Annotated in this window: 23 protein-coding genes; 14 read left to right on the forward strand and 9 right to left on the reverse strand. The window is 44.6% G+C overall.

Annotation, left to right across the window (positions count from 1 at the left end):
• Window positions 1-185 precede the first annotated feature (185 nt).
• The 11 genes from ABEF84_RS09120 (at window position 186) to alr (ending at window position 10,602) form a co-directional block, all read left to right on the forward strand.
• On the forward strand, window positions 186-977 hold the full coding sequence (locus ABEF84_RS09120; protein ID WP_347452766.1) for an RDD family protein: 792 nt from the start codon (window positions 186-188) through the stop codon (window positions 975-977).
• Between the two features lie 298 nt (window positions 978-1,275).
• A complete protein-coding gene (gene cyoA, locus ABEF84_RS09125) occupies window positions 1,276-2,361 on the forward strand; it encodes a ubiquinol oxidase subunit II (RefSeq protein WP_347452767.1) in 1,086 nt (361 codons plus the stop codon).
• Between the two features lie 3 nt (window positions 2,362-2,364).
• The gene (gene cyoB, locus ABEF84_RS09130; protein ID WP_347452768.1) at window positions 2,365-4,353 is read left to right on the forward strand and encodes a cytochrome o ubiquinol oxidase subunit I; all 1,989 of its coding nucleotides are present in this window, start codon (window positions 2,365-2,367) and stop codon (window positions 4,351-4,353) included.
• A 4-nt stretch (window positions 4,354-4,357) separates the two neighbouring features.
• Window positions 4,358-4,978, forward strand: coding sequence for a cytochrome o ubiquinol oxidase subunit III (cyoC, locus tag ABEF84_RS09135; RefSeq protein WP_347452769.1), 621 nt, complete (start codon window positions 4,358-4,360; stop codon window positions 4,976-4,978).
• Window positions 4,978-5,304 carry a cytochrome o ubiquinol oxidase subunit IV gene (locus ABEF84_RS09140; RefSeq protein WP_034589079.1) on the forward strand — a complete coding sequence of 109 codons (327 nt, stop codon included), beginning with the start codon at window positions 4,978-4,980 and terminating at the stop codon, window positions 5,302-5,304. Before cyoC ends, ABEF84_RS09140 begins: the two co-directional genes overlap by 1 nt.
• Window positions 5,305-5,314: 10 nt before the next feature.
• Window positions 5,315-6,193, forward strand: coding sequence for a heme o synthase (gene cyoE / locus ABEF84_RS09145; protein WP_347452770.1), 879 nt, complete (start codon window positions 5,315-5,317; stop codon window positions 6,191-6,193).
• 367 nt (window positions 6,194-6,560) lie between these two features.
• A complete protein-coding gene (gene rpsF / locus ABEF84_RS09150) occupies window positions 6,561-6,947 on the forward strand; it encodes a 30S ribosomal protein S6 (protein ID WP_034589084.1) in 387 nt (128 codons plus the stop codon).
• Window positions 6,948-6,959: 12 nt separating this feature from the next.
• Window positions 6,960-7,187, forward strand: coding sequence for a 30S ribosomal protein S18 (gene rpsR / locus ABEF84_RS09155; RefSeq protein WP_004719336.1), 228 nt, complete (start codon window positions 6,960-6,962; stop codon window positions 7,185-7,187).
• A gap of 9 nt (window positions 7,188-7,196) precedes the next feature.
• A complete protein-coding gene (rplI, locus tag ABEF84_RS09160; protein ID WP_034589086.1) occupies window positions 7,197-7,643 on the forward strand; it encodes a 50S ribosomal protein L9 in 447 nt (148 codons plus the stop codon).
• Window positions 7,644-7,858: 215 nt separating this feature from the next.
• Window positions 7,859-9,301, forward strand: a complete 1,443-nt coding sequence (gene dnaB / locus ABEF84_RS09165; protein ID WP_347452773.1) for a replicative DNA helicase — start codon at window positions 7,859-7,861, stop codon at window positions 9,299-9,301.
• A gap of 230 nt (window positions 9,302-9,531) precedes the next feature.
• Window positions 9,532-10,602, forward strand: coding sequence for an alanine racemase (gene alr / locus ABEF84_RS09170; protein WP_034589091.1), 1,071 nt, complete (start codon window positions 9,532-9,534; stop codon window positions 10,600-10,602).
• Window positions 10,603-10,668: 66 nt separating this feature from the next.
• Here alr and ABEF84_RS09175 read toward each other — a convergent pair whose 3' ends face one another.
• The 5 genes from ABEF84_RS09175 to ABEF84_RS09195 all read right to left on the reverse strand — a co-directional run bounded on the left by ABEF84_RS09175 (window position 10,669) and on the right by ABEF84_RS09195 (window position 14,872).
• Window positions 10,669-11,088 carry a BLUF domain-containing protein gene (locus ABEF84_RS09175; protein ID WP_034589096.1) on the reverse strand — a complete coding sequence of 140 codons (420 nt, stop codon included), beginning with the start codon at window positions 11,086-11,088 and terminating at the stop codon, window positions 10,669-10,671.
• A 72-nt stretch (window positions 11,089-11,160) separates the two neighbouring features.
• Window positions 11,161-11,895: a proteasome-type protease gene (locus ABEF84_RS09180; RefSeq protein ID WP_034589097.1), complete on the reverse strand. Its 735-nt coding sequence runs from the start codon at window positions 11,893-11,895 to the stop codon at window positions 11,161-11,163.
• 12 nt (window positions 11,896-11,907) lie between these two features.
• Window positions 11,908-12,690, reverse strand: coding sequence for a transglutaminase family protein (locus tag ABEF84_RS09185; RefSeq protein ID WP_034589099.1), 783 nt, complete (start codon window positions 12,688-12,690; stop codon window positions 11,908-11,910).
• Window positions 12,687-13,289: an alpha-E domain-containing protein gene (locus tag ABEF84_RS09190; RefSeq protein WP_034589101.1), complete on the reverse strand. Its 603-nt coding sequence runs from the start codon at window positions 13,287-13,289 to the stop codon at window positions 12,687-12,689. Before ABEF84_RS09190 ends, ABEF84_RS09185 begins: the two co-directional genes overlap by 4 nt.
• Window positions 13,290-13,312: 23 nt before the next feature.
• Window positions 13,313-14,872: a circularly permuted type 2 ATP-grasp protein gene (locus ABEF84_RS09195; RefSeq protein ID WP_034589104.1), complete on the reverse strand. Its 1,560-nt coding sequence runs from the start codon at window positions 14,870-14,872 to the stop codon at window positions 13,313-13,315.
• A gap of 232 nt (window positions 14,873-15,104) precedes the next feature.
• Between ABEF84_RS09195 and ABEF84_RS09200 the strand changes: the two genes are divergently transcribed.
• Both ABEF84_RS09200 and ABEF84_RS09205 read left to right on the forward strand, forming a co-directional pair.
• Window positions 15,105-16,106 (forward strand): YafY family protein, encoded by a 1,002-nt coding sequence (locus ABEF84_RS09200; protein WP_034589106.1) that lies wholly within the window; start codon window positions 15,105-15,107, stop codon window positions 16,104-16,106.
• A gap of 465 nt (window positions 16,107-16,571) precedes the next feature.
• Complete coding sequence (locus tag ABEF84_RS09205; RefSeq protein ID WP_347454899.1) at window positions 16,572-18,242, forward strand: FMN-binding glutamate synthase family protein; 1,671 nt, start codon at window positions 16,572-16,574, stop codon at window positions 18,240-18,242.
• Window positions 18,243-18,300: 58 nt separating this feature from the next.
• Here the strand turns inward: ABEF84_RS09205 and ABEF84_RS09210 are convergent, their stop codons facing one another.
• Genes ABEF84_RS09210 through ABEF84_RS09225 form a run of 4 tightly spaced genes read right to left on the reverse strand, consistent with a single transcriptional unit; the run spans window position 18,301 to window position 22,037 of the window.
• Entirely contained in the window at window positions 18,301-19,344 is a 1,044-nt protein-coding gene (locus ABEF84_RS09210) for an alpha/beta hydrolase (RefSeq protein WP_034589109.1), read from the reverse strand.
• Window positions 19,344-20,474, reverse strand: coding sequence for a YdcF family protein (locus ABEF84_RS09215; protein WP_347452776.1), 1,131 nt, complete (start codon window positions 20,472-20,474; stop codon window positions 19,344-19,346). Before ABEF84_RS09215 ends, ABEF84_RS09210 begins: the two co-directional genes overlap by 1 nt.
• A gap of 11 nt (window positions 20,475-20,485) precedes the next feature.
• Window positions 20,486-21,520 (reverse strand): UDP-N-acetylmuramate dehydrogenase, encoded by a 1,035-nt coding sequence (gene murB, locus ABEF84_RS09220; RefSeq protein WP_034589112.1) that lies wholly within the window; start codon window positions 21,518-21,520, stop codon window positions 20,486-20,488.
• Between the two features lie 10 nt (window positions 21,521-21,530).
• Window positions 21,531-22,037, reverse strand: a complete 507-nt coding sequence (locus ABEF84_RS09225) for a low molecular weight protein-tyrosine-phosphatase (protein ID WP_347452777.1) — start codon at window positions 22,035-22,037, stop codon at window positions 21,531-21,533.
• Between the two features lie 116 nt (window positions 22,038-22,153).
• Here ABEF84_RS09225 and ABEF84_RS09230 point away from each other — a divergent pair, with 116 nt between their 5' ends.
• A complete protein-coding gene (locus ABEF84_RS09230) occupies window positions 22,154-23,314 on the forward strand; it encodes an iron-containing alcohol dehydrogenase (protein ID WP_347452778.1) in 1,161 nt (386 codons plus the stop codon).
• Window positions 23,315-23,346 lie beyond the last annotated feature (32 nt).

Consider the following 23,346-nt stretch of genomic DNA (forward strand, 5'->3'; position numbering starts at 1 on the left):
ACTTTTATCTCTTAAAAGATCAACTGAATAGCGTTTAATTTGCGTGAATCTTATTGTAGTTCACCCAGTAATATTCAGTTTACCTCTGTGTTTAGCTTAAGATTTTGTTTGTGTTATCGCGATAATTCAATAAAATCATAGCTAAACTTATTTTTAACCTATTACATTTTGAGATTCGGTCGAATATGCAGATTTACCTGGCACGAAACAATCAACAAGCAGGTCCATACACCCTTGAACAGCTGAATCAGATGCTGGCGAACCAGCAGGTTTTATTGACTGATTTGGCATGGCATCAGGGCATGACGGAATGGAAAGCTTTGGGTGAGCTCACGCAAGGTAAATTCGTGTATGAGCCTGCAGGCTATGTTCCACCTACACCAGTACCTGAACAGAATATCTCTCAACAGCCAACAGCACAGTCGCAAGCCTATGCTCAACCTGCTGCAAAAGCAGATACTTCTGAACTGGCAAGTATCCCTGCTCGTTTCCTGGCAAAAATTATTGATGTACTGCTGTGGATTCCATCGACTTTCATTCTGACCGCTTTCTTCAACCCTAAAGAACAGGAACGTTTTGCTGCCCTGAATGAGCAGATCATGACTGAAGCCATGAGTGGCAACCCGAACCAGAATCTGGTCATGGAAATACAGTCGCAAATGTTTGCCATGTTTTCTGCAACCGCTTGGACAGCCGCAGGTTTATACCTGCTGATCATGCTGGTGATTCAAGGTTTCTTGATTGCCAAATCTGGTCAAAGTATTGGCAAAAAACTGACTAAAATTAAGATCGTAGATGCAGAAACTGGCGAAAAAGCAAGCTTAATACGTGCCTTCACCTTACGTAGCATCGTGTTCATTTTACCCACAGTTTATTTCTTTCCGTTATTCACTGTTATCGATGGAATCTTTGGATTGGGCAAAAAACGTCAAACTTTGCACGATAAACTGGCAAAAACCAAAGTCATCAAGCAATAAAATATTAAATATAAAAAAAGGGATGTACCTCATCCCTTTTACCGCATAACTTTGAAATTAAAATAAAATTCTTATAATTTTTCTCTAATCCCGACTGGCAAAATCGGTTTTTATTACAGTCATTTAAAGCACCTTTATATATAGCTTAGTTTGTCTTATTCAGGCATAATGCCCTACAACGTAGCGGTGTCTCATGATTAAGAAGATTTTTTAGAAAATTATCTTTTTAATCATGCGACACTTTAATCGCTATCCCATATTTAATATAGGGAATGGGACTCTTCACCGAGGTTGTAAAATGAGACAAACAATTTTAGCTGTATTGTCTTTATCTGCGATGTCCGCACTCCTAACCGGGTGTGGTGGTGATTTAGTACTTCTGAACTCTAAAGGTCCAGTTGCTGAAGGCCAAAGTAACCTGATGGTAACTGCGATTTACTTAATGCTATTGGTGGTGATTCCATCAGCGCTGATGGCATTATGGTTCGGTTGGAAATATCGTGCATCGAATAAAGACGCAGACTATAAACCTACATGGGCACACTCTACTGCGATTGAAATCGTGGTTTGGGGTATTCCTGTCATTATTATTGGTATTCTTGCGTACTTAACATGGTGGGGTTCCCACAAGTATGATCCTTACCGTCCGCTTGAATCTGATAAAGCACCTTTGACAGTTCAGGTTATTGCTGAACAGTTCAAATGGATCTTTATCTATCCTGAGCAGAATATTGCTACGGTCAACGAAATCCGCTTCCCAGAGAAAACTCCGGTTAGCCTTCGTCTCACCTCTAACTTTACGATGAACTCTTTCTTCATCCCAGCGTTAAGTGGTCAGATCTATGCAATGGCAGGTATGCAAACTCACCTGAACCTGATGGCAGATGAAACAAGCCCGGCTGAAGGTTACCGTGGTTTCTCTTCTAACTATTCTGGTTATGGCTTCTCACAAATGCGCTTCCGCGCTCACTCTGTGACTGATGCTCAGTTTGCTGAATGGATTTCTGCTGTTCAAGCAGGTAATGGTACTTCTATTAATCCTGAAGCAATCCAGAAAACTGTTTTAGACCAGGCTGAATTCAAATCACTTCGTGATGGCAACCGTGGTAAACATCAGATCGAAGCACTGATCGCGAAAGCAAAAACTCCTGAAGAGAAGGCTGCTGCTGAAGCTACGAAGCCTTACCCAACTAAGCCACACCCAGTGACTTATTACTCTTCTGTAGAGAAAGGCTTGTTTGAATCTGTGATCAATCACTACATGAGCAACTACCACGGTGCTGACCACTCAGCTGCTGCTGAGCACGGTGTTGCACACGAGGAAGCTGCTGCTTCTGAAGCACATGTAGCTGGTTCACATGCGACTGCTTCTCAAGGGGAATAAGACATGAACTTATTAGGTAAGTTAGGTCCAGATGCAATCCCATACGATCCGATCGTATTGGTGACAGTTGCTATGATGATCTTGGGTGGTCTTGCACTTGTTGCGGGTATCACCTATTTCAAAAAATGGGGCTACTTGTGGAACGAATGGTTCACATCTGTAGACCATAAAAAAATCGGTATCATGTATATCATCGTGTCGATTGTCATGCTGGTGCGTGGTTTCGCCGATGCGATCATGATGCGTCTTCAACAGTTCCTTGCAAAAGGTGGTGGTGAAGGTTACCTACACCCTGAACACTATGACCAGATCTTTACTGCGCACGGCGTGATCATGATCTTCTTCGTGGCGATGGGTCTTGTTGTAGGTCTGATGAACATCTCTGTACCGCTACAAATCGGTGCACGTGACGTTGCATTCCCATTATTGAACTCTCTGAGCTTCTGGCTGTTCGCTGGTGCTGCGGGTCTGATGATGGTTTCCCTGGCGCTTGGTGAGTTCGCTGCAACAGGTTGGATGGCATACCCTCCTCTGTCTGGTATCGAATATTCTCCTGGTGTTGGTGTTGACTACTATATCTGGGCACTTCAGGTTTCTGGTCTGGGTACGCTTCTTACTGGTGTTAACTTCTTCGTTACCATCATCAAAATGCGTGCGCCTGGCATGAAACTGATGGATATGCCGATTTTCACTTGGACTTCTTTAGTTACTGTAGTGTTAATCGTAGCAACATTCCCAGTGTTGACTGCAACTATTGCAATGCTGTCACTTGACCGTTACTTCGGTTTCCACTTCTTCACAAATGACTTGGGTGGTAGCCCAATGTTGTACGTGAACTTGATTTGGACATGGGGTCACCCAGAAGTTTACATCCTGGTACTACCTGCATTTGGTATTTACTCAGAAGTGACTGCCGTATTTGCTCGTAAAGCGCTGTTCGGCTACAAATCTATGGTGTACGCAACTGTAGCAATTGGTGTTCTATCACTGGTTGTTTGGGTTCACCACTTCTTTACAATGGGTGCTGGTGCCAACGTTAACGCGTTCTTCGGTATCATGACCATGATTATTGCGATCCCTACTGGTGTGAAAATCTTCTCTTGGTTGTTCACCATGTACAAGGGCCGCATCACTTACACTACCCCAATGCTGTGGACACTTGGTTTCCTTGTGACTTTCGGTATCGGTGGTTTAACTGGTGTATTAATGGCAGTTCCACCAGCGGACTTCCTGGTACACAACTCTTTATTCCTGATCGCTCACTTCCATAACGTAATTATTGGTGGTGTAGTATTCGCGATGTTCGCAGGTATCATTTACTACTGGCCAAAAATGTTTGGCTGGAAGCTGAATGAAACTTGGGGTAAAGCAGCGTTCTGGTTCTGGTTCTTCGGTTTCTACTTTGCATTCATGCCACTGTATATCCTTGGTTTCATGGGTATGACTCGTCGTCTGAATACATTTGATAACCCAGATTGGGACCCGTATGTAAACATCGCAATGTTTGGTGCAGTGCTTGTTGCACTGGGTATTGCCTGCTTCATCATGCAAATCGTGGTTGGTTTCTTACAACGCGAGAAAAACATGGACCTTACAGGCGATATCTGGGATGGCCGTACGCTTGAATGGTCTACCTCTTCTCCAGCTCCGTTCTATAACTTTGCATACCTTCCAAAAGTAAACGGTATCGATACTTTCTGGACTGACAAAGAGAACGGTATTGCATACGCGAAACCGACTAAGTACGAAGACATTCACATGCCTACTAACCGTGCTGCTGGTTTCGTTATCGCTATGTTTATCACAGTGATGGGCTTCGCGTTAATCTGGCACATCTGGTGGTTAGTAGCGGTTACTTTCGTTGGTGCAATCATCAGCTTCATCAAATCTTCATTTACGAAGAAAGTGGACTACTATGTTCCAGCTGCTGAAGTTGAACGCATTGAAAACGAACGCTATGCGATCCTTGAAAAACACTTGAAGAAGGACTAAGACCATGGCTGAAGTACTTCATCACGACAACCACGGACACGATGAGCATCATCATCACGATGATACTGACATCACTGTCTTTGGTTTCTGGACTTACTTGATGAGTGACCTTATCCTTTTCGGTACACTCTTCATTGCATTCGCTGTTTTAAGCAGCCACGTTCCAGTGGGCACTCCAAGCGCGAAAGAGCTGTTTGGTGAATCATTAGGCTTCGTTTTAACTGAAACGTTTGCCCTGCTGATCTCTTCTGTAACATTTGGTTTTGCTGTACTTGCTGCACACAAGAAGAACGTTGGCCAGGTTATTACCTGGTTGGCGATCACTTGGGTATTCGGTGCTGCCTTCATCGGCATGGAACTTTATGAGTTCAATCATTTAGTTCACGCTGGTCACGGTCCTAGCACTTCTGCGTTCCTTTCAGCGTTCTTTACACTGGTTGGTACGCACGGTATCCACGTGACTTCAGGTTTGGTATGGATGATCGTGTTGATGATTCAAATCAAGAAATATGGTTTGACTCTTCCAAACACTCGTCGTCTTGCGTGCCTAAGCTTGTTCTGGCACTTCCTTGACATCGTATGGATCTGCGTATTCAGCGTTGTTTACTTGATGGGAGTTATCTAATGAGTCACGATCATAACGCTTCTGGTGCAGCTCACGGCAACACTAAGCAATATACTATCGGTTTTATCCTGTCTATCATCCTGACCATTATTCCTTTTGGTATGGTGATGGCTGGTGGTTTTAGCCGTGGTCTATTGGTTGCTGTGATCGCGATTACTGCAGTTGCTCAGGTTCTTGTGCAGTTAGTTTACTTCCTGCACATGAACTCTTCTTCAGAGCAACGCTGGAACGTCATCGCATTCGTGTATACCGTACTAACCATCGCTATTCTGTTAGTGGGTTCTGTATGGATCATGAATTACCTGCACTACAACATGATGATCTAAACTGGTTGTCATGCTGAAAAAGTATTTATTCCTGACTAAGCCAGGAATTCTCTTTGGTAACTTCGTTACCACTTTGGGTGGCTACTTTGTAGCTGCCCAAGGTTCTGTAGATTTCCTTCTTCTGCTCATTACCCTTTTTGGTACTACCTTCGTTGTAGCCTCTGGATGTGTGGTCAACAATGTGATTGATCAGGACATCGACCAAAAAATGCAGCGCACGCAAAACCGTGCACTGGTCAAAAAAACCATCTCTGAACCTGTCGCGCTTGTCTTTGCTTTGGTATTAGGCCTGATCGGTTTTAGTGTTCTCTGGTTTTGGGTAAATGCGTACGCTTTCCTATTCGCAGTTATTGGTTTTGTCGTATACGTTGGTTTCTACAGCTTATGGACAAAACGAACAACTATTCACCAGACATTGGTAGGCAGTATTTCTGGCGCAGCACCGCCTGTGATTGGTTATACCGCAGTTGCAAACCAGTTTGACCTCGGCGCCCTGATCATTTTTATCGGGTACGCTTTCTGGCAAATGCCTCACTCTTGGGGAATTGCAATCTACCGTTTTGAAGATTACAAAAATGCAGGCATTCCAATTCTGCCTGTAGCACGTTCAATTCACCGCACCAAGATTGAATCACTGATCTATGTGATCCTGTTTGGCCTTGTCATGAATGGCCTGTTTATATTTGGCTATGCCAACTGGCTGTATCTGGTGGTATTGAATGCACTGACCCTATACTGGATTTATTTAAGTATTCAGGGCTTTAAAGCTGAAGATGATCAACTCTGGGCAAAACAGTACTTTATGTACTCCGTCAAATTGATCACCGTGATCAGCATATTGTTCTGCTTTACTTCGACAGCGCCGCATACGCCTGTCAGCATTTTCTAAAAGATAGAGTTTTACTCTATCTTTTTTTTGTTTGCCTCTTCTCCCCCCGCCTTCTTATCATCTTTTTAAATTGTGCTTTAAATCGACCCCAACTCTAATTTCTTCACTTACATTTTGACATACAACTTTCTTTTAGTAAGTTTATATAGTTCTAACTAATAAAAATCTCGTTTTCCTGTTCATATTCTTAAATTCTCATACAGAGCTAAAACGCACATTTAATAGGCGATTCCCGTCATTTCTGTTGTAATTCTTAAGGAAAACCACTAAACTTCACGCTTCGCATCTTATGCGACACAACCTCGGTTGTGACTCCTTGCTTCTGGCAGTTTTTGTCAGGGGCTGTTTAAACCGTAAGGAGCTGACAATGCGTCACTACGAAATCGTACTATTGGTACATCCAGACCAAAGCGATCAAGTTGTGGGTATGGTAGAACGTTACCTGACTCACATCAAAGAAGCTAATGGTCAAATCCACCGTCTTGAAGACTGGGGTCGTCGTCAATTGGCTTACCCAATCAACAAGATCCACAAAGCTCACTACATCCTGATGAATGTTGAGTGTGGTCAAACTACTCTTGATGAGCTAGAAGAATTATTCCGTTATAACGACGCAATCATTCGTAGTCTTATCATCCGTCGTGAAAACGCTATCACTGAAGAGTCACTACTGGCTAAGAGTGCTGAAGAAAAACGTGCGCGTAAAGCTCAACGTGAAGAAGCACAACAAGCTCAAGACTCTGCTGAAGCATAAGGAGAACCTAACATGGCACGTTTTTACCGTCGTCGCAAGTTCTGCCGCTTTACAGCTGAGAACGTTACGTACATCGACTACAAAGATATCGACACTTTAAAACAGTACATCACTGAAAACGGCAAGATCGTTCCTAGCCGTATTACAGGTACTAAAGCTCGTTACCAACGTCAATTGGCTCTTGCTATCAAACAAGCTCGCTACTTGGCATTGATCCCTTACACTGACAATCACAAGTGAGGTTGAGCTGTGGATATTATCTTACTACAACGCATTAAAAACCTAGGTAAACTGGGTGATAAAGTATCTGTAAAAGCTGGTTACGGCCGTAACTACCTGATCCCTCAAGGTAAGGCAGTTGCTGCAACTGAAGCTAATACTGCTGCTTTCGAAGCTCGTCGTGCTGAACTTGAGAAACAAGAAGCTGAAGTATTGGCTGCTGCTCAAGCACGTGCTGACCAATTGAACGAAGTGAACATCGTAATCACTGCGAAAGCTGGTGATGAAGGTAAACTGTTCGGTTCTATCGGTACTCGTGACATCGCTGACGCGTTGACAAATGCTGGTCTGACTGTAGACCGTTCAGAAGTTCGCCTGCCTAACGGCGCACTTCGCAACACTGGTGAATTCAACATCGCAATCCAATTGCACCATGATGTTGTTGCAGAAGTTCTGGTTACTATCGTAGCTGAGTAATTTCTAACCACAAAAAAGAGCATGCATTTCGCATGCTCTTTTTTTATCTGTAAATTTCCTCAAATGGTCACTGTTCAGTCTATTATTTTTAAGCAGGAAAGAAAAAATACTATTCGCATTTTTCTGAAGAGCGCGTATCATTTCATTTCGTAGTTGATAGTTGCTATCCATCTCCGAGATTATTTAAACCATTGTATTAAAAATCAGGGCTTTATATGTCACAGGCGAATGCCAGCACAAAGCAATCCAACGCTAAACCAGAACTTGTTGCTGAACCTACCCAGCTCAAGGAATTCCGTACCCCTCCTCACAATTTAGCGATTGAACAAGCCGTACTTGCTGCCTTAATGACGGTTGCCGAATCCTTTGAACAGGTAGGTGACGTACTGACTGAAAGTGATTTTTATGCAACCCGTCATAAATATATCTTCCGTGCGATTGAACAGCTGTCTAAAGAAAATTCACCCTATGATGCAGTACTGGTACATGACTGGCTGATCAAACAGAACCTGCTGGATGCAGCAGGTGGTGAAGAATACCTGATGCAGCTGATGGCAGACTCGCCTTCAAGTTTCTATAACATTGAAACCTATGCCAACAAGATCAAGGAATTCTCTACCCTGCGCAACATGATCAAGGTCAGCACTGAGATCCTGCAACAGGCCTATGACACCAAAGGCCGTCCGGTCTCAGAAATTCTGGACCTGGCTGAAACCAATATTTTCCAGCTGGCCGAACAGCACAATAACAACAAGAAAAATGCCGGCCCGAAAGCGATTAATACCGTTGTGGCAGACGTGTTTGATAAGTTGAATGAACTGTCACAACTGGAAGGTTCAATTACCGGTTTAACAACAGGGTTCGTAGAACTGGATAATAAGACTTCCGGCATGCAACCTGGCGATCTGATCATTGTTGCAGCACGCCCCTCTATGGGTAAAACCACTTTCGCCATGAACCTGGTCGAAAGTGTGCTATTTAATAACAATCTGCCTGCACTGGTTTACTCGATGGAAATGCCAGCAGATTCGATCGCGATGCGTCTGATCTCTTCTTTCGGTCGCGTGCATCAGGGGCATTTACGTTCCGGTAAAATGGACAGCGATGAATGGTCTAAAGTGACCAGTACTATCGTGCATTTGCAGGAAAAGAACCTGTATATCGATGACTCCTCTGCACTACCACCTACCGAGGTACGTGCCCGTGCACGCCGTATTGCCAAAATGCACGGCGGCAAGCTCGGCTGTATCATGGTCGATTACCTGCAATTAATGAAAGTGCCAGGTATGGGCGATAACCGTGTGGGTGAGATTTCGGAAATTTCCCGAAGCTTAAAAGCCTTAGCCAAAGAAATGAACTGCCCTGTGATTGCCCTGTCACAGTTGAACCGATCTCTGGAAAACCGTCCAAACAAACGCCCAGTGATGTCCGACCTTCGTGAATCCGGCGCGATCGAGCAGGATGCCGATTTAATCATGTTTATTTACCGTGACGAGGTTTATAACAAGGAATCCAAGGAAGCTGGTACCGCGGAAATCATTATTGGTAAACAGCGTAACGGCCCAATTGGTACGGTACGTCTGGCCTTTGAAGGTCAATATACGCGCTTTAGCAACCTGTCACCTGAGTTCTATGCGCAGTATGATGATGAAGAATAAGTTTCCAGTTTATATCCAATTCTAAAAGAGACGTTGATCGTCTCTTTTTTATTGAAGTAGTCTGCTATTCAGGAAAAGCCATGAATTAGCATGTGCATTTTTGCTGGATAGGTCTACAATATTGGCAGTTTTGAAATGAACGCTTTTGTTTTATCAATTCCGTTATTTCTCTCCCGCTTTCCGTGTATCTCACACGCTATTGTTTATGTCATCCCGAAGGAGTATCTAGGGTGCGCCAAGCTACAGTTTATATTGACAGTGAAGCACTGCAATATAATTTAAACCGTGTCAAACAACTTGCCCCAACCGCTAAAATCGTCAGCATGGTCAAGGCCAATGCCTACGGACATGGAGTTAAAGACTGCTTAGCAGCCTTAAAAGACAGTGATGCCTTTGGGGTCGCCTGTCTGGAAGAAGCCCTGGAAATTCGTGAACAGGGTTACCAGCAACCGATTACTTTGATTGAAGGCGTATTCTCTGCTGATGAAATGCAGGTGGTGATTGACCAGAATGTTGAAGTGATCGTACATCACCAGCCACAATTAGACTGGTTACTGGCCAATAAAGAAGCTTATATCGCTAAAGGCTTAAAAGTCTGGGTGAAACTCAACAGTGGTATGAACCGTCTTGGTTTTAAAATTGATGTGATTAAAGATGTGATCAATCAACTGAAAGCTGAAGGCTTTACCTGCGTATTAGCCATGCACTTTGCCAATGCCGATGCAGAACATCCATTAAATGCACAACAAATCCAGCAGTTCCTGGAAGTGAAGAATGACTGTGCACCATTGATGGGGTCTTGCTGTAACTCGGCAGCAATCTATAAATACCCTGAACTGCATTTTGACTATGTCCGTCCGGGAATCATGCTGTACGGTGCAACCCCATTTGCTGATAAAACTGTGCATGACTTAGACATCAAACCAGTGATGACCTTTACCGCCGAAGTAATTGCGCTGAATAACATTAAAGCCGGTGAACATGTCGGTTATGGCTCAACTTTCACGGCAGACCAGGATATGTCCCTAGCAATTGTTTCGATTGGCTATGGTGACGGCTATCCACGTGCTTTCCCGAAACAGAACTATGTCGCAGTCAATGGTCAGCAGACCCGTGTGATTGGTCGTGTCGCGATGGATATGATCGCGATTGATGCAACTGGTTTAAATCTGGAACTTGGTACTGTAGTCGAACTATGGGGTAAAAATCGTTTGGTCGATGACGTGGCTGAAGCTAATGGCACCATCGGCTATGAATTACTCTGCCGTATGTCTGGCCGTCCAGTGCGTAAACTGGTTTAAGTCACCCATTTCAAAATCAAAAAAGCCCATCTAGAAATGGGCTTTTTTATGGAATCTTAATTTGCTTTAAGCCGCCTCTTCATCCTGCGAACGTAACTGCTCTAACAACGCATCAACATGCTGCTGTTCAAAAGCATGAGGGGTAAAGCTGTTAAAGCCCATACTGATACAAAAGTCCCGAATGACATCACGACGGGAAATATATTTCATCGACCAGCCAGCAAAATAAATCTCGTCTACCGGTCGTAAGGCAAAACGTTTGATATTGTCATGACGTGGATCTTTACATAGCTTTTCATAGAGTAATTCCAGATGCTCTAAAGTGCCTTCCAGACACTGAAAAAAATATCCATCTGCGAAATATAAAACCCCAGTTAGCCCATGACGGTAGTTAAAGTCACGTGCTTCAGCCAGAATATTGGCTAAATCTTCCAGTAAAACAGCCTTCTCAGAGGTACTCTGACTGGCATAACAAAATTGGTGCATGCTTACCTCAAACTGTTGAATATTTTAGTTTTGCATGCACACTGTAACGCACTCAGGCCTGAATAGACAGGATTACTGGAAATAATCTGACGTCGGTTTCGGCAGGGCCTGTAAACCCTTCTTCAAGGTATCTGACCATTGCTTGGAAATCGTGGTGAAATACTCATCCTCTTCCTGAATGCGCTTACCTTCTGGAATTTTCAGGCTATCTTTTGGATAAACGAGTACATCCAGCGGCATCCCCACTGAAACATTAGAACGCAGTGTCGATGCAAAAGAAATCAGTGAACAGCGCAAGGCTTCATCTAGCGGCATGTCATAACTGAGCGCTCGATCCAGAATTGGCTTGCCATATTTGCTTTCCCCGATCTGGAAATATGGTGTATCACTGGTAGCACAGATAAAATTACCTTGCGGGTAAATGTGATAGAGCTGCATATCTTGACCTGCAATCTGCCCACCCACCAGTAAAGTGCAATAATAATTGCTCTGCTCTTCCGGATCAGTGGTGACACTGGCAATCACCTCTTTCAGGGTACGGCCAACAAGTTCCGCCACTTCAAACATCGTGCGCACACTCAGAATATTTGGTGCTTCGCCCAACTCCAGCTGATTTTTAATATTGCCAACCACGGCTTGCGTCGTTGCTAGATTCCCCGAAGTCTGAATCACAATGACCCGTTCGCCATCAATCCCAAAGGTATACAGCTTCCGGAACACTGATATATGGTCTACACCTGCATTGGTCCGTGTATCACTGATGAAGACCATCCCCTCTTCTAAACGAAGCGCACAACAATAAGTCATCCTATGTCCTTATTAACAACTTAAAACCTGGACGATGGAATGCATGGATTCCACTCCGCCCTTTTCTCTTACTCCACGTACTGGGGCAACATCCCAGTAGTCACGTCCTATAGCGACATAAATATGCGCACTCGGTACAAATAACTGATTACTCACATCAAAGCAATACCAAGCCTGGTCAATAAAGACTTCGGCCCAGGCATGACTAGCCAGATGCGAAGTATTTTGTGCAAATAAATAGCCGGAGACATAACGCGCTGGCAAACCTAAGTATTTGCACATCGCAATAAAGATATGAGTATGATCCTGGCATACCCCTTGGCGTGCCTCAAACGCATCTATCGCTGAACCATGTACCGAGGTGCTATTGCTGATATACGGCACATGTTCCAGCACAGCCTGCGCCAAGGCCATCAGGTTTTGACGGCTAATAATCGGTATATGCGACTTGGCAAAATCCTTCATGGCTTCGTTGCACAGCGTACATTCTGTAGGCTGCAGAAACAGGTTGGGATTAATGGAATCACTCATACTCTGTTCTGAACGTAATGGATTCAGCTCTACCATACCTTGTGCCATGATGGTCATCGACTGATATGGTGTGCGCTGTGTACTGACCATCCAGACATTATGAAAAGCATCTTTGCTCATTTCACGTTGTCCTGGAACACTGATATCCCAGTAATGCACTTGCTGATGTGCATTCGTAGCTGGCATCATCTTGATATACTGGATACTGCTGGCAACTGGTGCGGTATAGCTATAATGGGTCTGGTGATTCACCATCAACTTCATACATTGTTCTCAAACATGTGATGGATATAGTCGCTGAACTGGTAGAAATTGTTCAGATCGGTATTTTTACGCAACTGGTCCCAGTACTCTTCCAGATCATTCCAGCCCATCTGCACCAGGGTTTCAATGACATAGTCGACCTTGGAAATGGTAACTGCGGTACTTTCACCAAGACGCATCTGCTGATCCAGCTGTTCCAGACACTGGCCCAGGCTAAAGAACAGGAAGATACCTGGAGATTCGCCTTCCAGAATATCCTGACAATCAGGCACCACATCACAGATATAACCGGCATTTTGGTCAGCCGTTTTAATCAGACGGTTCAGTTCTGCATAGGCTTTGGCAGACAAAATGCCACGCAATTCCTGAATATTGTCTTTAGCAATTTTAAATTGCTGGTGAAATGAATAGGGCTGCGCTGGGTCCAGTACCAGTTCATTTAGGGAACTGGCATCAAATGCTGGCAGACAGAAGGCATGTGCATAAGCTACGGCAGCCTCATCCTCCAAAAATGGGAAATGGGCACATAAAAACTGGGTACGTGCCAGATAGCGACCCAGCCAAAAAATATGTTCTGCATTGGAACTCAGTAAGATCATGACGAAATCCTTCTTTGGCATTGTTATGAGTGGAGGTTGTCGACAATCCAAGTGTCTTTGATTCCGCCCCCTTGCGAGGAGTTCACCACCAGAGAACCCGCCTGCATTGCGACACGGGTTAAGCCACCCGGTACAATTTCGGTACGGTATGGCGAGCTCAGCACGAATGGACGCAAGTCAATATGACGTTCTGCAATGCCATAGCTGGTCAAGGTTGGGCTGACGGAAAGGTCCAGGGTCGGCTGCGCAATATATAAATGCGGCGTTGCCTTGATTTTTGCTCTAAAGCTTTCAATCTGCTGTCTGGACGCTTGCGGCCCAATCAGCATGCCATAACCGCCAGAACCTTGGGCTTCTTTCACCACAAGTTCTTCCAGGTGATCTAACACGTAACTAAGATCTTCTGCCTCACGGCATTGATAGGTTGGTACGTTTTTCAGGATTGGTTGTTCACCTAGATAGAAATTAATCATCTTGTCCACATATGGATAGATCGATTTGTCATCTGCGACACCCGTACCCGGTGCATTGGCAATGACCACATTATGCTGCAGATAAGCAGACATCAAACCAGGCACACCCAGGGTACTATCCGGTTTGAAACAAAGTGGATCGAGATAGGCATCATCGACACGTCTATAAATAACATCGACCTGCTGACGGCCACGAATAGTTTTTACATATACTTTCGCGTTCTCTACAAAAAGGTCACGTGATGTCACCAATGGCACATCCATTTCCCTTGCCAAGAAAGCATGCTCATAGTAAGCACTATTAAAGCGACCTGGTGTCAGCACCACGATAAACGGATTATCTTTCTGTGAGTTTTCGCGCAGAATTTCTTTGAGTAATTGTGGATACTGCTCAACGCCGGCAATATTGGTCTGCTCGAACAGCTTCGGCATTAGCTTTTCGCTAATCTTGCGACTTTCCAACATATAAGACACACCAGACGGTGTTCTCAGGTTATCTTCCAGCACATAGAACTCTCCCTTGGAATCACGGATAATATCTACGCCACTAATCTGGCTGTATATTCCCCCTTTCAGGCTATGCTGGTACATATGTGGCTGGTACGCCTCATGAGTGAGTACCTGCTTTTCCGGCACAATACCGACTTTTAAAATATCCTGCTGATGATAGATGTCATGCAAGAACAGGTTCAGCGCCTTAACCCGTTGTTCACAACCTAAAGCCACCGTATTCCATTGCTTGCGTGCAATCACACGTGGAATGATGTCAAATGGAATGGTCCGTTCAGTGCCTTCCGCATCACCATAAACCGTAAAGGTAATCCCTTCGTAAAGGAAATGCTCTTTTGCCAGTTGGTTAAGCGCATTAAGTTCATCTAAAGTATGCTGTGAAAGCCACTCTTCAATTCTTAAGCCAGCCTGACCCGTGATGTTTGGGTCATCACGCATCTCATTATAGAATTTAGAAGCCATTTGCTGCAGGATCTGTAGAGGTTTGGATGTAGAAGTTCCCACCGTGTCCTTATCTGCAAAACTGGAACCTATTGTCGCCGTAGTATTAAAGCTCTCAAGAGTCGGAGTAACATTTGTATCCTGATTTTCTTTTAGCATACAAACCCTCTAATAATTGTAATCAAATTGTATGTTAAACAAAGCAATATCCATGCCATACGGTGTAATGCCCTACCATTAACCCCTTTATTCTTCTGCAACTCAATGGCATTTTCGCACCATTGTGTATCCATTCTGCTATGCTTGTTTACCTAAAAAACTTGCGAAAAAAATGGAGTTTTTTTATTGTGTTAATGTTCCTTTTCCATTTTATTGCCACTGAATTCAGCTTATGACCGGACAAGAAAAAGAAACTTCCAATAGCCTTTATCGCCAATGGCAGATATTGTCCCGTCTCAGTACTGGCAAATGGATGGGTACGCGCGAATTGCAAGAGATCTTGGAACGCGAAGGTGTCGAGATCAGTCTGCGCACCATTCAGCGTGATTTGAACCAGCTGGCACAGCGTTTTCCGATCGAAAGCAGCAAGACCATTCCCCAAGGCTGGCGCTGGCGTGCCGATGCGCCAATCCAGAGTCTGCCACATATGACCAGTTCTCAGGCGGTGACCTTTATGATGGTTGAGGAACACCTGAAGCACCTGCTACCGCCCAGTCTGGTCGAGGAAATGAATCCCTGGTTTGATCTGGCACGTCGCAGTCTGTCTACCCAGAATAATGTACGGCAATGGATTAACCGGGTACGTATCGTTCCAGCGACCCAACCTCTGATTCCGCCACTGGTTGATCGCCAGGCACAGCAGGCCATTTATGAAGGTCTATTGCAGGACAAACAACTGGAATGTGTTTATCAGGGCCGCTTCCAAAATAGCGAAGAAAAGACTTATATTCTGAATCCCCTGGCACTAGTACAAAAAGGCTCGATCATCTATCTGGTCTGTACCCGTCATGATAAATCTGACATTCAGACCTTTGCTCTACATCGCTTTAAATCGGCGAATGTCTTGAATACCCGTGCCCTGCATCCGGTGAATTTTGATATTGATGAATATATTGAATCTGGAGCTTTAGGCTTCCGGGTTGACTTCAATAAACCAACTGAAAATATCCTACTTAAGCTAAAAATGACCGAAGCTGATGCAATTTTCTTTGAAGAAAGCCAGCTGAGTCGCGACCAGCAGATCGAGAAAATGGAAGATGGCATGGTGCTGATTAGTGCGACTGTGCCTTTTACCTCACAGCTGACTTGGTGGCTGCGCAGCTTTGGCAATAAGATCAAACAGATTGAACCTGCAGAAGTGGCTCGTGCAGTGCATCAGGAAGATGAGGATTAATTACAGGCAATAAAAAAGTCCCATTCCCGGGACTCATAATTTCTTATAATCTTTTTGTCATTATTCTGGTTAATCGGCTGATGATGCTGCATATATCCATCTAAACACCCCAGATATATGCAGTTTGGAAGTCTCATAATTAAGGTCATCACATACATGAGCAAGCCAGCTCTGCAGTATTGAACCGAATGGTTTTTTTCGTCATACGCTCTTCTCCGCTGTGTTGGTGTAACCGTACTTTAACCTTGTCTGTACTGACTGTGAAATAATAAGAATCGAAGCCTTTTTCTGATTTTCTGCATAAAATTTATTCTTCTAAACATATCTATTTTGTCTAAAAAATAATCTAAACTTTTAAAGCACAATCTATCACTTCAACCGGAATAACAATTTTGTTCTTGTATAAATGCCTTCATCCTTGAAAATCAATTGCATGGATAAGAACAATAGGGAATCAATCATTTTATGGCCAATCCAGCACAACTCGTTCGGCATAAATTGCTAAATACGTTCTTTTCTCGTTATTCGGTCTGGCTCACCTGTATCCTGATTGCCTTGATTATTACCGGATTTCATATCGGTTATCATCCTCGTTATATTTATTATTTTCTGCCTGAAACCCTGGTCAATACCCTGTGGATTGTCACTGCGGTGCTGAGTCTGGTGGGGCTGTATGATGTACTGCAACACCGGCATTCCATCCTCCGAAATTACCCGATCATGGGACATTTCCGTTTCCTGTTTGAGGAATTCCGTCCGGAAATCCGTCAGTATTTTATTGAAGCGGATCGTGATGCCCTGCCATTTTCCCGTATGCAACGCAGTCTGGTCTATCAACGTGCCAAGAATGAAAATTCTGATAAGCCCTTTGGCTCGATCATTGATGTTTACCAGCATGACTATAGATTTGTCACGCATTCCATCATGCCATGCCCACCGGCTGATCCGGAAACTTTCCGGATTACCATTGGCAATGAACAGTGTAAACAGCCTTATAGTGCTTCGATCCTGAATATCTCGGCGATGAGTTTTGGCAGTATGAGTGCCAATGCCATTCGTGCCCTGAATCTCGGTGCCAAAAAAGGAAATTTCTACCATGACACCGGTGAAGGTAGTATCAGTCCCTACCATCTTGAATATGGCGGTGACATTGTCTGGGAAATTGGTAGTGGCTATTTCGGTTGCCGTACCTTAGATGGACAGTTTGATCCAGTCCAGTTTGCTGAAAAAGCCAAACTGCCACAGGTGAAAATGATTGAGATCAAACTCTCACAAGGGGCCAAGCCTGGACACGGCGGTATTCTCCCCAAAGCCAAAATTTCTGAAGAAATTGCTCAGATTCGTGGCATCAGCCGGGAACATGACTGTGTTTCCCCTTCCGCTCATCCAGCTTTTAGTACGCCAATTGAGATGATGGAATTTATCCAGCAATTACGTGATTTATCGGGTGACAAACCGGTCGGCTTTAAATTGTGCCTAGGTCAACCCTGGCAATTTATGAGTATCGTCAAAGCCATGCTGCATACCAAAATTATTCCAGACTTTATTGTGGTCGATGGTTCAGAAGGGGGCACAGGTGCAGCACCGATTGAACTGATTGATAATATTGGTACACCGCTGCGCGAAGGACTTTTGTTTGTTCATAATACATTAGTGGGCGCAGGCTTACGTAAACAGATTAAAATTGGTGCAAGTGGAAAAATCATTAGCGCGTTCGATATTGCCAGTACGATCGCAATTGGTGCAGATTGGGTCAATTCGGCGCGTGGTTTCATGTTTGCAGTGGGCTGTATTCAGGCACAAAGTTGCCATACTAATCAATGCCCTGTCGGTGTAACTACTCAAGATAAACATCGTCAGAAGGCTTTACACGTGCCAAGCAAAGCTGAACGTGTCTATAACTTCCACCGCAATACCTTAAAAGCGTTATCGGAAATGATTGCATCGGCAGGTGTTTGTCATCCTTCCGGGATTAAACCACATCAACTAGCACAGCGCATCAATAGTCATGAGATTAAAAACTATGCCCAGCTGCACTTCTGGATGAAAGAAAATGAACTGCTGCATTGTTCCGATCGCGATGAAGAAAACTTCTATTACCGTATGTGGAACCGGGCAACCGTTGAAAAATTCTAATGAAAAAGGCGATCTCATAGGATCGCCTTTTTAAGCCATACTTAACACATTCAATAACTTAATAATAAGTACGACTCGCCTTGGCGTGCAGAAAAGCTGGTATCAGACCCGTCAAAGCCGCCCGTATATCCGCACGTTCATTAATCAGCTGGTGTGAACCTTCTTCCAGCATCAACAAAGTCTGCAAGCGGAATTTCCGGCGAATAAACTCGATATTATAGCGCCAGTCCACGGTTTGATCCTGTGCCCCCTGCGCCAACCAGACCGGAATACGGCAAGCTGGACGTTCTTCCATCTCCTGCATCCAACGTGACATGGCCAGAATCCAGTCCATGCCCATCATGCGGGGCTGTAGCGGATCTTTCAGACGAACAAAACGTAGGAATTCCGGGTTATGGTTATTGCGACGGAAATGGCGTGGCACTTCGCGCTTGATCCGGCGAATAATGCCAAGTCCTAATGGATTATGCCACCAGGCAGTTTTGGCTGGGCGAATCAATGGTGAAAGTAGCAATACGCGATCGACAAACGGATTTTCACGACGTTCTGCAAATTCCAGCAGGTGATGCATCCAAATCGCACCACCAGTACTTTGTCCGATCCCTAACCATGGTTGTGGCAATTGTGCTGCTTGACGAACATAACGGTGTACCGAATGTAACACTTGCTGGTAATGGTCAAAATTCTTGATATTGGCTGATGAACCATTACTCAAACCATGCCCTGGCAAATCGAAAGTCAGGACACTGAAGCCTTCTTCCAGCAGTTCTTTCACGATCGGCTGGTAAATCCCGCTATGTTCCAGATAACCATGTAGCAGGAAGACTGTGCCTTGAATTTTGTCAAACTGAGTTTTGCTTAAGTCTGGCTCAAATACCTGTACATGCAGCTTGAACAGCGGCATCTCGACATAACCTTGCCAGTGTTTGCAATCCAGTGAATCAAAGCCATATAACTTGCGATAGGCCTGCAACTCAAGGGATGGCTGCATCTCCCGATTCAGATTCAACGGCTCAAGCAAAGTCGGCGTGATGTCACGGCTCGGCACCGGTAACTCAAGCTGCTTGAGTATCGTCGGATTTAAGAATGGGATATCAGACATTAAGGTACCTCTCGACAGTCACTGGATCCGAACCACACGTCACGCAAAGTGGCCAGCAGTTCATAATTCGCCCGTCGGCTATGGTCATAGTTTTGCACACTTGGCCGCCATCGGGTCAACTGCTGTGGCATTGGCGCTTCAACTGGAATGGTCTGAATGCCATTTAAGGCAAACAGACGGCGTGTCCGTGGCATATGATAGCGGTCCGTGATCAAAATCACCGTTGGTGCGCCACCTTTTTTCTGTAATAGCAGCGAACTAAAGCGCGAATTTTCACAGGTATTCATACTGCGGTCCTCCAGAAGTTTGGCATCCACAGCATAGTTCTGCAACCAGCGCTGCATATACGGCGCTTCCACCCCACTCAGAACGATTGGCAGGTCATACGCTTTTTCCACTTCCAGGGTTTTTTCCAGACGCAGACGGGTGTAGTCATTCACCACAATGTCTTTGCCATTTTTGTCCAGAGTCAGACCACCACCGAGTACCACAATCGCATAAGGTTTCGAAATCTCAGATTCAGAAACCGGCTGTTCTTTATGATTGATCGATTCCAGATCTTCAGCAAATTCAATATTATTGATTTGGGCCAGCTTTTCCTGATGTGCTTCGATGTCATAATTTTTCAGAAAATCGACATACTCTTCCATCTGAGCCGTATTGGCGCCATCCTTCAAATTGAGCAAATCTGTCAGATCATCTGCTTGCGCTTCTGATACAGCAGCTTCATTTGCCAGCAAAGGCACCTGAATTTTTTGCTGTTCAGACTTCTCTGCTTCAGCTTCGCGTTCATCTTCCAGCAACTGCTGCAAGGCTTTATAACGTGCCTGAATCAGGGACAGGTTCTGTGACTGATTCTTGGAAATATCTTCTTCCATCACCCGCAGATAAGCCTGACGGGCAATCCACTGTTCTGAACCCGGTTCCAGGTTTTCGTTGACACTTAAAGCCGCCTGTTTCTGGCTTTGTGCTGCGACCTGATTCACTTCTACCGGAACAAAATAATTCAGGCCTTTGACCACCAATGTGGAATAAAATGGAGAATAGAGGAAGATCAGATACAGTCCGAACAGTACAAACAGTACAGCGACTGCCTGAACCAATCGTAACATCCCATACCCTTTCTTCATCTATTTAACCTTTAATCCTGATGTGAACGAATCAAGCCATCTTCACCAAACAACACCGGTTCCGGCTCCAGTGCGACATTAAATTTGGCGTATACATCGGCTTGCACCGCTTGATAAGTGGCACGGACATCCTTCAATGAAGCATTGGCATAATTGACTAATACCAACGCCTGTTTGTGGAACATGCCAACCGGACCAAGCTGTTTGCCCTTCCAGCCACTCTGGTCAATCAACCAGCCTGCGGCCATTTTAACTTGATGATTCGGCTGTGAATAATGTGGCAAATTCGGGAATTTTTCTGCAATTTGGTCAAAGTCAGCCTGGTCCACAATCGGGTTTTTAAAGAAACTGCCGACATTTGGATATTCTTTTGGATCCGGCAATTTGCTCTGACGAATTCGAATCACCTGGCGTTCCAGATTTTCCGGCGTCTGCTCCTCCCCAACGGCAGCTTTAAGATCACCGTAGTTCAATTTTAAATCCGGTTGTTTTAATAGATGAAAGACCACATGGGTAATGATATAGCGTCCCGGCTGATCCTTGAAAATACTGTGACGATAAGCAAAATCACAGTCTTGAGCGTTGATCGAGTCAAAGCGTTGGGTTTCTCGGTCATAGACTTCAACCGATTCAATAAACTCACCCACTTCGACGCCATAGGCACCGATGTTCTGTACCGGAGATGCGCCCACCAACCCCGGAATCAAGGCCAGATTTTGTAGGCCATAAAAACCTTGCTGAGTCGTCCATAACACGAAATCATGCCAGACCTGACCACCGCCCACACGCAGGCGTTGCATCTGATCATCACTATCCAGTAGCTCAATACCCTGAATATCCATATGCAGCACTAATGCATGAATTTTTTCTGGCAAAAGCATATTGCTGCCACCCGACAAGATCAGGATATTCAGCTGTTGCTGCTTAGCAAAATCCAGTGCATGAATCAGGTCATCCGTCGATTGAACCTTGCAATAATGGGATGCGACTGCATCCAGGCTCAAAGTATTAAAAGGTTTAAGTTGAACCTGTGTTTGGATTTGCATGTCTTAAACCTTAAGCTCGTTTTTGTTGCATTTTAAAGACATTAATCCAGGCCAGACTGCTGGATTCACATTGATCCAGTACGCGTTCGAAACCATGCGCACCGCCATAGTATGGGTCAGGCACAGCCTGTTTTGGATATTCCGGATCATATTCACTCATTAAAGCCACTTCAGCACGTAACTGTCCCAGCTCGTATCTGGCACGTGCCTGAAGAGCGAGAATATCACTCAAATTGTCATGATCCATGGCTAGAATAAGATCAAATTCAATGAAATCTCGTAACTTTAATTGGCGAGCACGTAATCCAGACAGGTCATAACCACGCTTAAGCGCATGTTCCTGACTGCGTAAATCCGGCGCTTTACTCGGATGATAATTACTGGTTCCTGCTGAATCCACCACAATATTCAAGTTATGTACATCACAATAGTGTCTGAGGACCACTTCGGCCGTGGGAGAACGGCAAATATTTCCCAAACAAACACATAACACCTTATATGGCGTTCTGGATGACATAAACAACCTCAGCGATACTTTCTTTTCAGGATTCTTATGTTAAGTTATTTGTATAGTGAATCCTATATCACAACCGCACAATAATATGAATTTGGATAAAAATTAAGGAAGCAGCCATGCAAAGATTTCAATTTCAGACTGTTTCGAACATCATAGCTGGTCTCGGAACCATTCAAGAGCTGCACCAAATTCTACAGCGTGGCAAATACCTGCGTGCCTTACTGGTGACTGATCAAGGCATGATTCAGCAGAATCTGCATCAGGAAATCTTAAATATTATTGAGACTGCCGGACTGGATTATGCCATCTATGCCGATGTGCAGGCTGATCCCCCTGAACATATTGTCGCGGATGCAGTCGCTTTTGCCCGTCAGGAACAGATTGATGTGGTGATTGGTTTTGGTGGCGGCAGTTCATTGGATGTGGCCAAACTGATTGCTGTTTTAAGTCACCCTCATCAACATCAGTGTTTAAATGAAATCTATGGGATAGATCAAGTGCAAGGCCCACGCCTGCCCTTAATTTTGATTCCAACGACGGCGGGTACCGGTTCAGAAGTGACACCTATTTCCATTGTCACCACGGGTGAAACCACCAAAACCGGCATTGTCTCTCCTTATCTATTTGCAGATACCGCAATTCTGGATGCCACCTTTACCCAAAATTTGCCGCGACATATCACCGCAGCGACCGGCATTGATGCCATGGTACATGCCATCGAAGCCTATACTTCCAAGATCAAGAAGAATCCCTATTCGGATATGCTGGCGAAACAAGCCTTGCGTTTGCTCAATGCTAACCTGCAAAAAGTACTGGAGAATGGCGATGATTTGGAAGCCCGCCAGAATATGCTGGTCGGCTCCATGCTGGCTGGTCAGGCTTTTGCCAATGCGCCAGTGGGTGCCGTACACGCTCTTGCATATCCGTTGGGTGGACATTTCCACCTGTCACATGGGCATAGCAATGCCATCGTGTTGACCGAAGTACTGAAATTTAATGCTCCTGCCGCCAAACAGAAATATGCGGAACTGATGACCTGGCTCGATCCGCATAGCAAAGGCTGCCATGACGGACTCACCGATCTGTTTATTGACCACTTTAATAACCATCTGGAACGCAGTGGCCTTCCAATGAAACTGAACCAACTGAATATTCCAGAACACATGCTGTTATTGCTGGCGGAAGATGCCATGAAACAGACCCGCCTGCTACAAAACAATCCGCGGGAAATGAATGTAGAAGATGCTCTACAAATCTATCAGGCGATTTATGCCTAATTTATGTAGCTAAGAAACCAGAATTATTTTTT

Source organism: Acinetobacter sp. ANC 7912 (assembly GCF_039862785.1).
Classification (GTDB): domain Bacteria; phylum Pseudomonadota; class Gammaproteobacteria; order Pseudomonadales; family Moraxellaceae; genus Acinetobacter; species Acinetobacter thermotolerans.

Bases quoted from the DNA above. Each gene is read 5' to 3' on its own strand.
- cyoE (WP_347452770.1), top strand. From the start codon at position 5,315: ATGCTGAAAAAGTATTTATTCCTGACTAAGCCAGGAATTCTCTTTGGT.
- ABEF84_RS09190 (WP_034589101.1), bottom strand. From the start codon at position 13,289: ATGATCTTACTGAGTTCCAATGCAGAACATATTTTTTGGCTGGGTCGC.
- ABEF84_RS09175 (WP_034589096.1), bottom strand. From the start codon at position 11,088: ATGCACCAATTTTGTTATGCCAGTCAGAGTACCTCTGAGAAGGCTGTT.
- ABEF84_RS09120 (WP_347452766.1), top strand. From the start codon at position 186: ATGCAGATTTACCTGGCACGAAACAATCAACAAGCAGGTCCATACACC.
- ABEF84_RS09180 (WP_034589097.1), bottom strand. From the start codon at position 11,895: ATGACTTATTGTTGTGCGCTTCGTTTAGAAGAGGGGATGGTCTTCATC.
- ABEF84_RS09215 (WP_347452776.1), bottom strand. From the start codon at position 20,474: ATGAAGAAAGGGTATGGGATGTTACGATTGGTTCAGGCAGTCGCTGTA.
- ABEF84_RS09185 (WP_034589099.1), bottom strand. From the start codon at position 12,690: ATGAAGTTGATGGTGAATCACCAGACCCATTATAGCTATACCGCACCA.
- ABEF84_RS09200 (WP_034589106.1), top strand. From the start codon at position 15,105: ATGACCGGACAAGAAAAAGAAACTTCCAATAGCCTTTATCGCCAATGG.
- ABEF84_RS09195 (WP_034589104.1), bottom strand. From the start codon at position 14,872: ATGCTAAAAGAAAATCAGGATACAAATGTTACTCCGACTCTTGAGAGC.
- cyoA (WP_347452767.1), top strand. From the start codon at position 1,276: ATGAGACAAACAATTTTAGCTGTATTGTCTTTATCTGCGATGTCCGCA.
- rpsF (WP_034589084.1), top strand. From the start codon at position 6,561: ATGCGTCACTACGAAATCGTACTATTGGTACATCCAGACCAAAGCGAT.
- rpsR (WP_004719336.1), top strand. From the start codon at position 6,960: ATGGCACGTTTTTACCGTCGTCGCAAGTTCTGCCGCTTTACAGCTGAG.
- ABEF84_RS09205 (WP_347454899.1), top strand. From the start codon at position 16,572: ATGGCCAATCCAGCACAACTCGTTCGGCATAAATTGCTAAATACGTTC.
- cyoC (WP_347452769.1), top strand. From the start codon at position 4,358: ATGGCTGAAGTACTTCATCACGACAACCACGGACACGATGAGCATCAT.
- ABEF84_RS09225 (WP_347452777.1), bottom strand. From the start codon at position 22,037: ATGTCATCCAGAACGCCATATAAGGTGTTATGTGTTTGTTTGGGAAAT.
- ABEF84_RS09140 (WP_034589079.1), top strand. From the start codon at position 4,978: ATGAGTCACGATCATAACGCTTCTGGTGCAGCTCACGGCAACACTAAG.
- cyoB (WP_347452768.1), top strand. From the start codon at position 2,365: ATGAACTTATTAGGTAAGTTAGGTCCAGATGCAATCCCATACGATCCG.
- ABEF84_RS09230 (WP_347452778.1), top strand. From the start codon at position 22,154: ATGCAAAGATTTCAATTTCAGACTGTTTCGAACATCATAGCTGGTCTC.
- murB (WP_034589112.1), bottom strand. From the start codon at position 21,520: ATGCAAATCCAAACACAGGTTCAACTTAAACCTTTTAATACTTTGAGC.
- dnaB (WP_347452773.1), top strand. From the start codon at position 7,859: ATGTCACAGGCGAATGCCAGCACAAAGCAATCCAACGCTAAACCAGAA.
- ABEF84_RS09210 (WP_034589109.1), bottom strand. From the start codon at position 19,344: ATGTCTGATATCCCATTCTTAAATCCGACGATACTCAAGCAGCTTGAG.